Raw genomic sequence first — 14516 nt, forward strand, 5'->3', positions numbered from 1 at the left:
CAAAGATGGGCGAATGAACCGAGGCCTAGAGGGTGTTGCCGAGCTTGAAGCCCTGCGCCTCGTCGCCCTTGCGGGTGTAGGAGAAGCCGTCGGCGCCGATCGTGACCTCGAGTTCGGAGTCGTCGGTCCTGGAGACCACGGGCTTCGGCTCGCCGTCGAGGTCGAGCACGAGCGACGCGTCCGTGTACCAACTCGGCACGACGGCATTGCCCCACCAGTCGCGACGCTGGTTGTCGTGCACGTCCCACGTGACCACCGGGTTGTCGGGGTCACCCGTGTAGTAGTCCTGGGTGTAGATCTCGATCCGGTGGCCGTCGGGGTCCCGGATGTACAGGTAGAACGCGTTCGAGACGCCGTGTCGGCCGGGGCCGCGCTCGATGACGTCCGACATCCGCAGCGCGCCGAGCTTGTCGCAGATCGCGATGATGTTGTGCTTCTCATGCGTCGCGAACGCCACGTGGTGCATGCGCGGTCCGTCACCGCCCGTCATCGCGGTGTCGTGGACGGTCGGTTTCCGCCGCATCCACGCCGCGTACGTCGTCCCGGCCTCGTCCTGGATGTCCTCCGTGACCCGGAACCCGAGGTCCTCCATGTACGCGACCGCCCGCGGCACGTCGGGCGTCACCTGGTTGAAGTGGTCGAGCCGCACGAGCGCGCCCGGCGTGTACAGGTCGTAGCGCCACGCCAACCGCTCGACGTGCTCCACGTCGTAGAAGAACTCGTAGGGAAACCCGAGCGGATCCTCGACGCGCACCGAGTCGCCGATGCCCTGCACATACCCCTCGGCACGACGCTCCACCCGGCACCCGAGTTCCGTGTAGAAGGCGACCGCGCGGTCGAGGTCCTCAGGACTCCGCACCCGGTAGCTGAACGCGGCGACCGCCGCCACCGGCCCCTGCCGCAGCACGAGGTTGTGGTGGATGAACTCCTCGAAGCTCCGCAGGTAGACGGTCGTCTCGTCCTCCTCCGTGACCACGAGGTCGAGGACGTCGACGTAGAACTTCCGGCTCGCGGCGAGATCCGTGACGACGATCTCCATGTACGCACAGCGGAGGATGTCCGGCGGGGTGGCGGCGGGCGTCGGGATGCGGTTCACCGGCACGGGGATCGGGTCGGTGGCGGTCACGACGGGCTCGGCCGACGACGGGGTGATGGGGTTCGACATGATCTGCGTCCTTGCTGATCTCGGTTGCTGGGTGGAAGTCGACCGGGAGCGGTCAGTGCGCGGCCTGCAGCGGCCCGCCGGTCCCGAAGCGTGGGGAGTGCGCCTGGTTCAGCGTGATGTGCACCGCCTGCTGGTCGGTGTAGAAGTCGATCGAGCGGTAGCCGCCCTCGTGCCCGAGACCCGAGGCCTTCACGCCGCCGAACGGCGTGCGGAGGTCGCGCACGTTGTTCGAGTTCAGCCACACCATCCCGGCCTGCACGTTCTGCGAGAAGGTGTGAGCCCGCTTGAGGTCGTTCGTCCAGATGTACGCGGCGAGTCCGTACTTCGTGTCGTTCGCGAGGGCGAGTGCCTGCTCGTCGGAGTCGAACGGGGTGATGGCGACGACCGGCCCGAAGATCTCCTCCTGGAAGATGCGGGCGCTCGGCGGGACGTCGGCGAAGACCGTCGGCGCGACGTAGTTGCCGGTCGGGAATCCCTCGGGGCGACCACCACCGGCGACGAGGCGGCCCTCGGTCTTGCCGATCTCGACGTAGCCCATGACCTTCTCGTAGTGCTCCGGGTGCACGAGCGCGCCGACCTCGGTGGCCGGGTCGTTCGGGTGCCCGACGACGATGTTGCGGGCCCGCTCGGCGTACCGCTCGACGAAGTCGTCGTAGACACTCCGCTCGACGAGGATGCGGCTGCCGGCGGTGCAGCGTTCGCCGTTCAGGGAGAACACGCCGAACACCGTCGCGTCGAGGGCGTCGTCGAGGTCGGCGTCGGCGAACACGACGGCCGGTGACTTGCCGCCGAGCTCCATCGAGAGCCCCTTCAGGAACGGCGCGGCGTTCGCGAAGATGAGCTGACCGGTGCTGCTCTCGCCGGTGAACGAGATGAGCGGCACGTCCGGGTGCTTCACGAGGGCGTCGCCGGCGTCTTCACCGAGCCCGTTCACGAGGTTGAACACGCCGTCGGGCACGCCGGCGTCGCGGAAGATGTCCGCCCACAGGCTCGCCGAGAGCGGGGTGAACTCCGCCGGCTTCAGGACGACCGTGTTGCCGGTCGCGAGGGCCGGAGCGAGCTTCCAGCTCTCGAGCATGAACGGCGTGTTCCACGGCGTGATGAGCCCCGCGACACCGATGGGCTTGCGGTTGACGTAGTTGACCTGCCGCCCCGGGACCTTATAGGTGTCGTCGTGCTGGGCGACGATCAGATCGGCGAAGAACCGGAAGTTCTCGGCGGCGCGCTTCGCCTGACCGAGCGCCTGCGTGATCGGCAGCCCGGTGTCGAAGCTCTCCAGCTCCGCGAGGCGGGCGTCCTGCGCTTCGACGGCGTCGGCGACCCGGTGCAGGATCCGGCTGCGCTCGCGGGGGAGGAGCCGCGGCCACGGACCCTCGTCGAAGGCGCGCTTGGCGGCGGCGACGGCGAGGTCGATGTCGGCCTGCTTGCCGGCGGCGGCTTGGACGTAGGTCTCGTTCGACACCGGGTCGAGGACGTCGAAGGTGTCGCCGTCGACCGAGTCGACGAACGCGCCGTCGATGTAGTGCCGGATACGGTCGGGCAACGCTGCCGGAACGTGCTGGGTCATGGGTGGTTCCTCCGGTCGGTGGTGGACGGCGGTGACGACGGCGGGCGGGCCGTGGTGGGCGGCTGGTGCTCCGCCTGGTACGCGAGCATGGCGTCGAGCGTCGCGGTGCGGTGGTCGCGGGCGGCGATCTCGATCTCGAGCGGCTGCGCGCCGGCGGCGATGAGTTCGAGGATGCCGTCGTGCTCTGCGACCGACTCCCGCGCGCGGCCGGGCACGAAGCTGAACGTGGAGTCGCGGAGCGCGTTCAGCCGCCGCCAGCCGCGGTGGACGAGGTCGAGGACGTGCGGGTTCGGGCACTCCTCGAAGAGGACGGTGTGGAACTCCAGGTTCAACGCCGTGAACGCGTGCGGGTCGAAGTCGTCGAGCGTGCGGCGCATCCGCTCGTTGATCTCGCGGGCGCGGGCCAGGTGGTCGTCGGTCAGGTAGGCGGCGCTCATCGAGGTCGCTGCGCCCTCGACGAGGGCGAGCGTCTGCATCGTGAAGAGGTACTCGGTTTCGTGCAGCATCGCGACCTGCGCGCCGACGTTGCGCTCGAACGTCACGAGCCCCTCGGCCTCCAGCCGACGGATCGCCTCGCGCACCGGGACCACGCTGATGTCGAGCTCACCGGCGATCTGGCCGAGCACCAGCCGGTACCCGGGGACGAAGCGCCCCTCGTCGATGGCCTCGCGGATGAACCGGTAGGCGCGCTCCGACTTGCTGAGCGACGCCTCCTGCCCGGTGGTCGGGTGCGGTCCGCTCATCGTCCCTGCTCGCTCTCGTATCGCGCCCGCCACTCGGCGTTCAGCGGGAAGAGGCCGTCGACCGCGGCACCACCACGGACCTGCTCGGCGATCCAGGCGTCCTCCGCCTCCTGCACGACCGCCTCCGCGGCGACCTCGGCGGCGAGCGCCCGGGGGATCGCGATGACGCCGTCACCGTCCCCGACGATCACGTCGCCGGGCAGGACCGTCGCCCCGCCGCAGGTGACCGCGACATCGGTCTCCCACGGCACATGGCGGCGCCCGAGGACGGACGGGTGCGGACCCTGCGAGAAGGTCGGCAGGTCGAACGCCGCGACCTGCTCGGCATCGCGGATGCCGCCGTCGGTGACGACCCCGGCCGCTCCCCGCTGCTGTGCCCGAAGCGCGAGGACGTCGCCGACGGTGCCCGTGCCGCGCTCGGCGCGTGCCTCGATCACGATGACCTCGCCGGCCTCGACGGTGTCGAAGACACGCTTCTGCGCGTTGAAGCCGTTGCCGCGCTCGGCGAAGAGGTCGGGTCGGTAGGCGACGAAGCGGAGGGTGCGGGCCACGCCGACCATGCGCGTGTTCGGTCGCGAGGCGTGGACGCCCTCGATGAAGACTTCGGTGTACCCGCGAGCCCGCAGCTTGGCGCTGAGCGTCGCCGTCGAGACCGAGGCGAGCTGTTCGGCGACCGTGGGGTCGAGCGGTTCGGCGGGCGATGCAGCGGTGAGAGGCTCAGCCGGTGCAGGCAGACCCGCCGCCGCAGCGTCCCCCCAGGCCTCGATGCGCTGATGGTCGTCGACGGCCGGCTTCGCGCCGAACCCGCCGAAGGGCTCGGTGCCCTCGACGACCGTCGTCACGAGTCGACCGCTCGTCGGGGTGCCTGGTGCGGTCGGTGCGTCGACCTCGACCTCGACGACGTCGCCGGGCACGACGACGGATGAGCCGGCGGGCGTCCCGGTGAGGATGACGTCGCCCGGCTCGAGCGTCGAGAGCTGTGAGAGGTCGGCGATGAGCTGCGCGAAGGGGAAGAGCAGTGTGTCGCTCGTGTCGTCCTGGACCACGACACCGTTGACCCAGGTGCGCACGCGGAGGGCGGCCGGATCGATCTGCTCGGCGGGGATGACGGACGGGCCGAGGGGCGTGTAACCGTCGCCGCCCTTCGAGCGCAGGTTCGACCCCTTGTCGGCACTGCGGAGGTCGTAGAGCCCGAAGTCGTTCGCCCCGGTGACGCCCGAGACGTGCTGCCAGGCGTCCTCGACGCGGACGCGGCGGGCCGCGGTCCCGATGATGATCGCGATCTCGCCCTCGAAGGCGAGCAGTTCCGCGCCGGCCGGGCGCTCGACGGTGCCGCCCGTGCCAGAGACGGAGGACCACGGCTTGAGGAAGTACGAGGGGTACTCCGGCGTGCGGCCGCGCTGGGCCGCCCGTGACGGGTAGTTGAGGTGGACGGCGATGATCTTGCGGCCCCCGCTGTTCGGGAGGCCTTCGATGCCCTGGTGGCTGCTCATCACACGTCCTCGTCGTCGGTATCCAGAATCGTATACGATCTGGACGCAGTGGGAAAGGGTCAGTACCCGTCGCCGCGGCCCGCGTCGCTCCGGCCGTCGATGAAGCGCTCGGCCAACCCCTCGGATGCGCGGGCGAGGAGCGACACATCCGCACCGACGAGGACAAAGGACGCCCCGCGGTCGAGGTAGTGCTCGGCCATGACGGGGTCGAAGGCGTTCACACCGGCGGGCTTCCCCGCGGCGGCGGCGGCATCGAGCACCCGCTCGACAGCGCTGACCACGGTGGGGTGCCCCTGCTGGCCGAGCAGGCCGAGTGACGCCGAGAGGTCGGCCGGACCGACGAACACCGCGTCCACGCCGTCGACCGCGAGGATGTCCTCGACCTGCTCGACGGCCTCCGCCGACTCGATCTGCACCGTGAGCGACACCGAATCGTCCGCCTGCGCGAGGTAGTCGTCGACGCGGTTCCAGCGGGAGGACCTTGCGAGCGCGCTGCCGACCCCACGGACGCCCTGAGGCGGGTACCGCACGGCCTGCACGAGCGCCGCCGCCTGCTCGGCCGACGACACCATGGGCACGATGAGGTTCTGCGCCCCGAGGTCGAGCACCCGCTTGATGACGACCGCGTCGCCGAACGGCACCCGCACCAGCGGACACACCGGGAAGGCGGCGACCACCTGCAGCTGCAGTTGGATGCTCTCCAGGGTGTTCGCCGAGTGCTCGCCGTCGATGAGGAGCAGGTCGAGGCCGCTGCCCGCAGCGATCTCCGCCGCGATCGGGCTCCCCGACACCACCCACATCCCGGCGAGGGGGCGATCCGCGGTGCGCAGGCGCTCGCCGAAGGTCGGCGGCAGGGTCATTCGAATCGGCATGTCACGGCTCCCAGTCCCTGGTATTCGGCGTGGACGGTGTCGCCCCGTTCGACCCACATCGGTCTCGTGAACGACCCCGACAGGATGATCTCCCCGGCGGCGAGACTCCCGCCGTGCTGGGCGAGCTTGCCCGCGAGCCACGCGACGCCGAGTGCCGGGTGCCCGAGGACGGCGCCGGTGACCCCCGACTCCTCGATGGTCTGGTTGCGGTAGAGCAGGGCCGAGACCCATCGCGGGTCGATCGCGTCGGGGCGGACGGGCGTTCCGCCGAGCACCATGGCGCCGAGAGCCGCATTGTCGGCGATGGTGTCGACGATCGTGCGACCGTCGAGTTCGATGTGTGAGTTGAGGACCTCGAGCGCGGGCACGATGTGGTCGGTCGCGTCGAGCACCTCGAAGATCGTGCAGTGCGGTCCCTGCAGCGGGCGTCCGAGGACGAACGCCAGCTCGACCTCCACGCGGACGTTGGAGTAGGCGTCGAAGTCGAGCGTCGCGCCCGAGTCGAAGACCTGGTCGTCGAGGATGACGCCGTAGTCGGGTTCGGTGATCCCGGTGGCCTGCTGCATCGCCTTCGAGGTGAGGCCGATCTTGTGGCCGACGACGCGCCGACCGGCGGCGATGCGGCGTTCGGCCCACAGCGCCTGCACGGCGTAGGAGTCCTCGACGGTCATGTCCGGGTGCCGGGCGGTGAGGAGGGGGATGACGCTCCGCTCCTCGTGCGCCGCCGCCAGTTCGTCGGCGATCGCCTGCCGTTCGTGATCCTGCATCGCATCCCGTCCTCATCTGCGTCGACTGCGGCCTGCGATCACGATACGGTGCGTCGTCGTCGACTGCCTCTTGCGCGGTGAGCATGATTGTATACGATGTGGTGTACATTCTGGCGGTCCAATGGCGGGCCGCGACGGACAAAGGGGTCTCGAGACAATGACAACCGCATCTCTGGCGCGAGCGACGACGCCCGCGGAACTCCGGCGCGTGGCCTTCGCCACCGTCATCGGCACCACGGTCGAGTGGTACGACTTCTTCCTCTACGCGAGCGCCGCCGGACTCGTCTTCTCGCAGCTCTTCTTCCAGCCGGCGGGACCGCAGGCCGCGCTGTTGCTGTCGTTCGCGACCGTCGGTGTGAGCTTCCTGTTCCGGCCGCTCGGCGCGTTCGTCGCCGGGCACTTCGGCGATCGCATCGGCCGGAAGAAGATGCTCGTCATCACGCTCTTCCTCATGGGAGCTGCCACGACGCTCATCGGTCTGCTGCCGACCTACGACCAGATCGGGATCATCGCCCCCGCCCTGCTCGTGCTCCTCCGCATCCTGCAGGGGCTGTCCACCGGCGGCGAGTGGGGCGGCGCCGTCCTCATGGCGGTCGAGCACGCTCCCACCGGCCGCCGCGGCCGGTTCGGGGCGTTCCCGCAGATCGGCGTCCCGATCGGACTCCTCCTCGCCTCCGGCATGCTCGCCCTCATGACGGGCGTGATCTCGCCCGGCGCGGCGTTCCTCGAGTGGGGCTGGCGGATCCCGTTCCTGCTGAGCTTCGTCCTGATCATCGTCGGCTACGTCGTGCGCCGGAAGGTCGACGAGAGCCCCGTCTTCGTCGCCCTCGCCCGCAACAAGGAGCGTCGCCGGGTCCCGATCGTCGAGCTCTTCCGGCACCACTGGCTGCTCGTGCTGCTCGCGGCGCTCACCTTCGCCGGCAACAACGCCGCCGGCTACATGACGACGGGCGGCTACATCCAGAACTACGCGACGACGCCGCTCGCCGACGGCGGCCTGGTGGGCATGGAGCGGACACCGGTCCTGCTCGCGGTCACCGGGTCGGCCATCGTCTGGCTGATCGTCACGTGGTTCGCGGGCTCGCTCTCCGACCGGATCGGCCGACGCAACACCTACATCATCGGCTGGGTCGCGTTCCTGGCAACCGTCTTCGTGCTCTTCCCGCTCGTGAACACCGGTGACCCGTGGCTGTTGTTCCTCGGGCTCGCGCTGTTCACGATCGGCAACGGCTTCACCTACGGGCCGCAGGCGGCGTACTTCGCCGAGCTCTTCCCCGCATCGATCCGCTACACGGGCGTCTCGGTCACCTACGCGATCGGCGCCATCCTCGGCGGAGCGTTCGCCCCGACGATCGCGACCTGGCTGGTGCAGGTCACGGGGTCGGCGACGAGTGTCGCGTTCTACATCGCCGGCATGATCGTGATCGCCTTCGCGGCGACCCTCCTCTTGCGCGACCGCACCGGCATCCCGCTCGGTGGCGAGGCGGAGGAGCAGCAGGGACGCGGCCAGGTCTACGGCACCCGGATGTAGGCGCGGTCAGACCGACGACGCGATGGTCGCGGCCCCCTCGATGAGGCGGGCCGCGATCTCGGTTTCGGGGCGGCTGCTGGAGACGTAGACGACCGCGAGGGCGGCCGCCGGCGAGCCGTGCGCCGAGAGCGGGGCGGCAACGGCGCGGAGGCCGGTGATGACCTCGTCGTGGCTCGACGCCCAGCCCTGTTCGCGGACCACCGCCAGCTCGGCGCGGTGGTCGTCGTCGAGGGCGTCCGGCCACTGCGCCTCGGAGAGGCGGGACGCGATCGCCTTGCCGGGCGCGCCGACACCGACCGGGTGCCGGGTGCCGGGTCGCTGCGCGATCGACCCCATCGTGTGCCGTGGCTCGACGCTGACGAGGGTGACGATCTCGTCGCCGTCCAGCACGGTGAGGAAGCAGGTCATGCCGAGCTCGTTCGCGACGGCCGTCAGCTCGGGCAGGGCGGCGGCCTGCAGGTCGTGGGAGACACCGGCGGCGAGGGCTGCCAGGCGCGATCCGAGTGCGATCCGTCCCGTACCGTCGCGGACGACCAGGCGGTGGTCTTCGAGCGTCCGCAGGAGCCGGTAGGTGACGCTCCGGTGCAGGCCGAGCGTCGCGCTCAGGGTGTCGATCGTCAGCGGGGTGCGCGCGTCGGCCAGGACCTCGAGGATCCGGATGCCGCGCGAGAGCGTCTGGGAGTGGGCGCTGCTGGCATCGGTCACGCTCCGACAGTACCGACTGACGGCCCGCGCGCCCGGAGTTCCGGTGCCTCAGTCGTCGATCGGGTAGGCGACGAAGGCGAACCGTGAGCTGTCGGGGGACCAGCTGTTCACGTTGAGGGTGCCCTGCCCGCCGAACAGCGGGTAGCGACGGAGCGGGGTCGCCCAGTCGTCGGTCGAGATGAGCCGGACCTCGACGTCGAGGTCGGCCGGGTGCCCGATCGTGCCGGCGGGGAAGGCGATGTACGAGGCCAGTCGGGCGTCGGGGGAGAGGTGCGGGAACCAGTCGACGGTGTCGCTCACGACGAGCTGCTCGAGCTCGCCGCCGGCGTCGGGGATCCGTGCGAGTTGCGCATGGCCGGGGCCGGTGCCGAAGTGCTCCGTGTTGCAGAGCAGCAACCGGCCGTCGGGCGACCATTCCGGACCGTCGAGGTGGCCGTCGCCGGTGTCGAGGATGGTGACGGGGCCGCCGCCCTCGACCGCCGGAGCGATCGCGAGTCGACCGGGATGCTCGAAGCCCTCGAGCTCGACGTACGCGATCCGCGTGCCGTCGGGCGAAACGCCGTGGAGGAAGTGCCACCGGTCGTCGTCGGCGGTGAGCTTCGTGACCGGCCCGCCGGTGAGCGCGCCGCGGTAGATGTGACCGTCCATCGCTGAGAGGAGGATGTGCTCGCCGTCGGGGTCGAGGACGTGGTCGTTGTTGAGTTCGGGGAGGCCGTGGAACTCGATCGGCGCGAGCCCGGCGGTCGGATCGTCGACCGGGAGCGCCCAGAGCCGCCCGTTGCCGTTGAGGAGCAGCGTCCGGCCGTCGAGCGACCAGTTCGGTGCTTCGACGAGGAGCTCGTCGGTCTCGAAGAGGAGCACGGGCGCATCATCGTGCGGCCCGCCGAGCAGGATGCTGGAACGCTGGCCGGGGGCGAGGGCGCGGAAGGTCATGCGCCCATCGTCCTCCAGTCCGTCGTGATCCGGGAGGATCGTTCCTCCCGGATCACGATCCGACGGCTACTTGACGAGCGCGAACCCCGCGGTCCAGGAGATCTTCTCCGAGGCCGCCAGCGTGAGCTGCAGGAAGCCGATCGCCTCGAGTTCGTGGGCGCGCTTCAGCGACCCGGCGTCGACGGCCTCGAGGCCGCCGGCGGTCACGAGCTGCTGGAGGGCGGCCTTGGCGTCGGCGTCGTCCCCGGCGATGAGGACCGTGGTGGCCACGTCGCCGACCTGCTTCGATGCGAGGGTCGCGGCGAAGTTCGTGTTGAAGGCCTTGAGGACGTGGGAGCTCGGGAGCTTCGCCTGCAGTTCCGCTGCAGCCGAGCTGCCCGCGGGGACGGTGAGGGCGTCGAAGGTCGAGAAGTCCAGGGGGTTGGTGATGTCGACGACGACCTTGCCCGCGAGCTGGTCGGCGTACTGCTCGACGATCGACGCGAGGGCCGGGTGGGGGACGGCGAGGACGACGATGTCGCCGGTGATCGTGCCGGTCTCGGCCGATCCGAGGTGGTCGACGGAGGCGCCGCCTGCTGCGAGGACGCCGGCGATGGCGGTGCCCATGTTGCCGGTTCCGAAGATGGTGACGTTCGTCATGACGATGCTCCTTCTCGTGGCCGCCTGGTCACGGGTCAATTGGTTGTTGGTACAACTAACGTAACACCGGTTAGTTGTAGGCGCAACTATTGCTACGCTGGAGGCATGACCGACACGCGATGGCTGAGCGACGACGAGCAACGCTCCTGGGTGCGCTTCGCCGCGGTGCTCGAACTCCTGCCGGCTGCCCTCGACCTCCAGCTCACGCGGGACGAGCACCTGACGCACTTCGACTACTTCACGCTCGCAATGTTGTCCGAGACGCCGGACCGCACGCTGCGCACCTCGGCGCTCGCGGCCCGGACGAACGCGACGCTGCCCCGCTTGTCGCGGGTGCTGACGCGCTTGGAGGACGCCGGCTTCGTGGCGCGGACGCCGTGCCCGGAGGATCGACGGGCGACGAACGTGACGCTCACCGATGCGGGCTGGGACAAGGTCGTCCAGGCTGCGCCGGGCCACGTCGAGCACGTGCGGTCCTTGGTCCTCGACGCACTGACGCCGGCGCAGATCGAGCAGCTCGGCGAGATCTCCGCCGCCCTCCTGACGAAGCTCGACCCCGACGGACGGATGTTCGCCAGCGAGGCCTGATCTCCGTCACCTGGGGGATTCGCGGCGCTCGAGGGCTGCGTAGCGTGGGGTTCGACGTCGTGGACACCACCGAGCGCGACGCGGATCGGAGCGAATGATGACCGGATCGACGCAGCCCGAACCTGCACCACACGGGGACGAGGTGCCCCAGGACGGTCCCGCCTCGGCGGAGCCCGAATCGACGCCACCGCCCACGTCGCTCAACGGTGGGACGACCTCCGTCTGGTACTTCGTCGGCGCCACGTTCCTCTTCGCCGGACCCCTGATCTTCGGTGTCGACGACTTCGGGTTCTTCCGGATCATCACCCTCGTCCTCGGGGCGGTCGTCATGGTCGCCGGGTTCGTCGTCCTGCGACGCGAGAGCACCAAGCGGTCCTGAGGGCGCTGACGCAGGGTCGATCCGCCAACCGTTCAATCGGCGGGCCGTTCAATCGGCGAGCCGTTCAATCGGCGAGGAAGGCCCTGATGCCGCCGAGCAGGCGGTCGACGTCCTCGTCCGAGGTGTACGGGGCGACGCCGACGCGGAGGCCTCCGACGTCGTCGAGGCCCAGTGCCGCGAACGGCTCGACCGCGTAGAACGAGCCGGCCGGTGCGAGGACGTCGCGTGCGGCGAGGAAGGCGGCCGCATCGGCTGCACGCCTGCCGGGGAACGTCATGAACAGCGTCGCCGTGCGTTCTGCGGCCCGCGAGTGCAGCTCGACGAGCGGGCCGAGCTCCGCGAGGGCGCCTTCGATGCGGGTGCGCAGCGCGAGTTCCCGTTCGTGGACGGCTGCAGCGGAGGCGACCAGACGGTCGCGTCTCGTCGTGGCGTCACCGGGGTCGATCGACGCGAGCACGCCGATGGCCGCCGTCACGCCGGCCATGAGCTCGTAGGGCAGCGTGCCGAACTCGAAGCGCTCCGGCACCACGTTCGTCGACGGCAGCAGCTTGTCGGGGTGGATCGACTCGAGCAGCGCCGGCGACGCGGCGAGGACACCGCAGTGCGGCCCGAAGAACTTGTACGGCGAGCAGACGAAGAAGTCGGCACCGAGGGCCTCGACGTCGACGACGTGGTGCGCCGTGTAGTGGACGCCGTCGACCCAGACGAGCGCGCCGACCGCGTGCGCCCGATCGGCGATCGTCCGCACCGGCGGGATGGTGCCGAGGAGGTTCGACGCAGCGGTGACGGCGACGAGCCTCGTCCGTTCGGTGACGAGGTCGTCGAGGTCGGCGAGGTCGAGCTCGCCCGTCGCCGGGTCCAGGTCGATCCAGCGGACGGTCGCGCCCGTGCGGTCCGCCGCCTGCACCCACGGGCGCACGTTCGCGTCGTGGTCGAGTCGGGACAGGACGATCTCGTCGCCGGCGATCCAGTCGCGCGACAGATGCCTGGAGAAGTCGTACGTGAGCTGGGTCGCGCTCCGACCGTAGACGATGCCCCGCTCCTCCGCGGCGAGCAGGTCGGCGCACGCTGCGCGGAAGGCGGTCACGGCGTCGTCCGCCCGGCGCTCGGACGCGACCGACGAACCCCGGTTGGACAGTGGCCCGGTGAGGGTGTCGAGGATGGCCTGGCCGACGGCGAGCGGCGTCTGGGTGCCGCCGGGGCCGTCGAAGTGGGCGATGCCCGAGGCGAGGGACGGGAACGCGGTGCGGAGGAGGGCGACGTCGAGGGTCATACGTCCATCCTGCCGCGCCGGGAGCCAGAACGTGCGGATCGGGGGAGCGAGCGCGCCACCGCTTGATACAGTGCCAGTGTGTCCATGCTCATCACTCCGCCCCGTGTCGGGCGTCTGGAGGTCGTCGGCGTCCGCAACGCCGGCCCGAGAGAGCAGCGCACCCGGTCGACCACCTCGCCCACCCGGTGAGGACGTCGGCTTCGTCAATCGCGCTCGTCCGAGCGACGACGACGGGGCCGCGCACCCTGACGTACCCGCCGCAGCGCACCGACGCGCGGAGGGTCTCTCCGCCGTCGCCACGACGGCCCAGCCGAAACCGGTGAACCCATGATCTCCCTGAACGAATCCCAGATCCGAGCCTCCTTCGTCAACGCGTCGCGCAAGGAGGTCAGTGACGTGAGCCTTCCCGTCGACCTCGACGCGATCGACTTCGAGGTGCGTGACTTCCTCGGGTGGCGCGACAAGAAGCTGCCGCGACGCGCGTACGTGGTCACGATCGTCGACGGCGAACCCGTCGGCATCCTCCTCCGACAGGCTGACGCGACACCCCGCACCCGGCCGCAGTGCGCGTGGTGCCAGGACATCACGCTCAGCAACGACGTCGTGTTCTACAGCGCGAAGCGGGCCGGGCAGGCCGGCAAGAACGGCGACACCGTCGGCACGCTCGTCTGCGCCGACTTCCAGTGCTCGGCCAACGTGCGGAAGCTGCCACCGCTCGCCTACGTCGGTTTCGACGCGGAGGCGGCCCGCCAGGAGCGCATCGCGACGCTCGGCGTCCGTGCCGCCTCCTTCGCCTCCTCGGTCCTGAACGGCGTCGGCTGACCTGCTGAGTCGCCCGGATCTGCACAAGATCCAGTGATTCTCGTGCAGATTCGGGCGACTCAATGGCCGGTGAGGGCGGCGCGCACCGAGGCGACGACGGTGCGGAGGTCACGGAGATCGTCGGCCGTCAGCTCGATGACCGTCCAACCCGCGGCCCGCAGGCGGTTCGAGCGAGCGCGGTCCTTGCGCCACCGGTCGACCTCGACCCGGTGGTAGTCGCCCTGGTACTCGATGACGACCCGCGCTGCCCGGTGGCAGAGGTCGGCGCGCGCGAGGAACGAGCCGTTCGCCGCCCGGATCCCCTGATTCGGCTCGAACCCGGTGACGCCGCCGCGCGCCAGCGCGACGCGGACGATGGACTCGGGCGGCGATTCCGCGCGGTGATCGAGGAGGGGGAGTGCGGCGGCGATCGCGCGACGGCCGCGCCGACCCGGATAGTGGGCTGCTGTCTCCTCCAACTCGTCCAGGCCTGCGGTTCGAGTCCGAAGCAGGTGGTCGCCCGCTGCGACGAGATCGGCGAGCGGGAGCGTCGCGGCAAGGTCGAGCCAGGTTCGAACCGGACTCGTCAGTCGGATGTCGCCGCGGACGATCACGTCGTCCTGAGGATCGATCGTGATCGACCGACCGGCGATCCCGGCGGCGTGCGGAGCGCGGGCCGGCGCGGCCACGGCGAGGTCGAGGCGTTCGGGGGTGGAGAGGCGGTACGGAAGCGGCAGGCCGAGCAGGAGCGCGGCGGTCGGACCGCAGACGAAGACCTGGTCGGACAGGCGGTGGAGGAATGCGCGGCAGCGATCCTCGACCGTCTCCACCGGACGGGCGGACCGGATCCCGTGACCCGGCTTCTCGAGCCGACGACTGCGGAGTTCGCCCGGTGTCATCCCGCGGCGGAGCGCGTCGCCGACGAGGAACGGTCCGTCCGGAAGGTCAGGTGACATCCCCTCACTGTGCCTGCGCGGACCGGTTTTCTGCCACGTTCTCCACAGCCCCACTGAGTCGCCCGGATCTGCACGAATTGCGGCCGGCTCCGCGCAGATTCGGG

General features: G+C 70.3%; 15 protein-coding genes. 4 read left to right on the forward strand and 11 right to left on the reverse strand.

Annotated elements, in window-relative coordinates; genetic code table 11:
• Window positions 1-25: 25 nt before the first annotated feature.
• The 6 genes from hpaD to BIU99_RS14120 are packed head-to-tail and all read right to left on the reverse strand — an operon-like array spanning window position 26 to window position 6607.
• Window positions 26-1165: a 3,4-dihydroxyphenylacetate 2,3-dioxygenase gene (gene hpaD, locus BIU99_RS14095; RefSeq protein ID WP_071261783.1), complete on the reverse strand. Its 1140-nt coding sequence runs from the start codon at window positions 1163-1165 to the stop codon at window positions 26-28.
• A gap of 52 nt (window positions 1166-1217) precedes the next feature.
• Window positions 1218-2732, reverse strand: a complete 1515-nt coding sequence (hpaE, locus tag BIU99_RS14100; RefSeq protein ID WP_071261784.1) for a 5-carboxymethyl-2-hydroxymuconate semialdehyde dehydrogenase — start codon at window positions 2730-2732, stop codon at window positions 1218-1220.
• Window positions 2729-3475 carry a GntR family transcriptional regulator gene (locus BIU99_RS14105; protein ID WP_071261785.1) on the reverse strand — a complete coding sequence of 249 codons (747 nt, stop codon included), beginning with the start codon at window positions 3473-3475 and terminating at the stop codon, window positions 2729-2731. Before BIU99_RS14105 ends, hpaE begins: the two co-directional genes overlap by 4 nt.
• Window positions 3472-4968 carry a fumarylacetoacetate hydrolase family protein gene (locus BIU99_RS14110; RefSeq protein ID WP_071261786.1) on the reverse strand — a complete coding sequence of 499 codons (1497 nt, stop codon included), beginning with the start codon at window positions 4966-4968 and terminating at the stop codon, window positions 3472-3474. Before BIU99_RS14110 ends, BIU99_RS14105 begins: the two co-directional genes overlap by 4 nt.
• Window positions 4969-5027: 59 nt before the next feature.
• Window positions 5028-5840, reverse strand: coding sequence for an HpcH/HpaI aldolase/citrate lyase family protein (locus BIU99_RS14115; protein WP_071261787.1), 813 nt, complete (start codon window positions 5838-5840; stop codon window positions 5028-5030).
• Entirely contained in the window at window positions 5825-6607 is a 783-nt protein-coding gene (locus BIU99_RS14120; protein WP_071261788.1) for a 2-keto-4-pentenoate hydratase, read from the reverse strand. The genes BIU99_RS14115 and BIU99_RS14120 overlap by 16 nt, the downstream gene beginning before the upstream one ends.
• 157 nt (window positions 6608-6764) lie before the next feature.
• Between BIU99_RS14120 and BIU99_RS14125 the strand changes: the two genes are divergently transcribed.
• Entirely contained in the window at window positions 6765-8138 is a 1374-nt protein-coding gene (locus BIU99_RS14125) for an MFS transporter (protein WP_071261789.1), read from the forward strand.
• Between the two features lie 6 nt (window positions 8139-8144).
• Here BIU99_RS14125 and BIU99_RS14130 read toward each other — a convergent pair whose 3' ends face one another.
• The 3 genes from BIU99_RS14130 to BIU99_RS14140 form a co-directional block, all read right to left on the reverse strand.
• The gene (locus BIU99_RS14130) at window positions 8145-8843 is read right to left on the reverse strand and encodes an IclR family transcriptional regulator (RefSeq protein ID WP_083397368.1); all 699 of its coding nucleotides are present in this window, start codon (window positions 8841-8843) and stop codon (window positions 8145-8147) included.
• Between the two features lie 48 nt (window positions 8844-8891).
• Window positions 8892-9776 carry a biopolymer transporter Tol gene (locus tag BIU99_RS14135; protein WP_071261791.1) on the reverse strand — a complete coding sequence of 295 codons (885 nt, stop codon included), beginning with the start codon at window positions 9774-9776 and terminating at the stop codon, window positions 8892-8894.
• Window positions 9777-9842: 66 nt separating this feature from the next.
• Entirely contained in the window at window positions 9843-10415 is a 573-nt protein-coding gene (locus BIU99_RS14140; RefSeq protein WP_071261793.1) for an NADPH-dependent F420 reductase, read from the reverse strand.
• A gap of 105 nt (window positions 10416-10520) precedes the next feature.
• Here BIU99_RS14140 and BIU99_RS14145 point away from each other — a divergent pair, with 105 nt between their 5' ends.
• Together BIU99_RS14145 and BIU99_RS14150 are read left to right on the forward strand one after the other, a co-directional pair.
• Window positions 10521-11003: a MarR family winged helix-turn-helix transcriptional regulator gene (locus BIU99_RS14145; protein WP_071261795.1), complete on the forward strand. Its 483-nt coding sequence runs from the start codon at window positions 10521-10523 to the stop codon at window positions 11001-11003.
• Between the two features lie 97 nt (window positions 11004-11100).
• Window positions 11101-11382, forward strand: coding sequence for a hypothetical protein (locus tag BIU99_RS14150; RefSeq protein WP_139205460.1), 282 nt, complete (start codon window positions 11101-11103; stop codon window positions 11380-11382).
• A gap of 64 nt (window positions 11383-11446) precedes the next feature.
• Here BIU99_RS14150 and BIU99_RS14155 read toward each other — a convergent pair whose 3' ends face one another.
• Complete coding sequence (locus tag BIU99_RS14155; RefSeq protein WP_071261797.1) at window positions 11447-12655, reverse strand: cysteine desulfurase-like protein; 1209 nt, start codon at window positions 12653-12655, stop codon at window positions 11447-11449.
• Window positions 12656-12982: 327 nt separating this feature from the next.
• Here BIU99_RS14155 and BIU99_RS14160 point away from each other — a divergent pair, with 327 nt between their 5' ends.
• On the forward strand, window positions 12983-13477 hold the full coding sequence (locus tag BIU99_RS14160) for an FBP domain-containing protein (RefSeq protein WP_071261798.1): 495 nt from the start codon (window positions 12983-12985) through the stop codon (window positions 13475-13477).
• Between the two features lie 59 nt (window positions 13478-13536).
• Here BIU99_RS14160 and BIU99_RS14165 read toward each other — a convergent pair whose 3' ends face one another.
• Window positions 13537-14412: an endonuclease domain-containing protein gene (locus BIU99_RS14165; protein WP_071261799.1), complete on the reverse strand. Its 876-nt coding sequence runs from the start codon at window positions 14410-14412 to the stop codon at window positions 13537-13539.
• Window positions 14413-14516 lie beyond the last annotated feature (104 nt).

This window comes from Plantibacter sp. MMLR14_011, assembly GCF_001865025.1.
In the GTDB taxonomy this organism is placed as follows: Bacteria; Actinomycetota; Actinomycetes; order Actinomycetales; family Microbacteriaceae; genus Plantibacter; species Plantibacter flavus_A.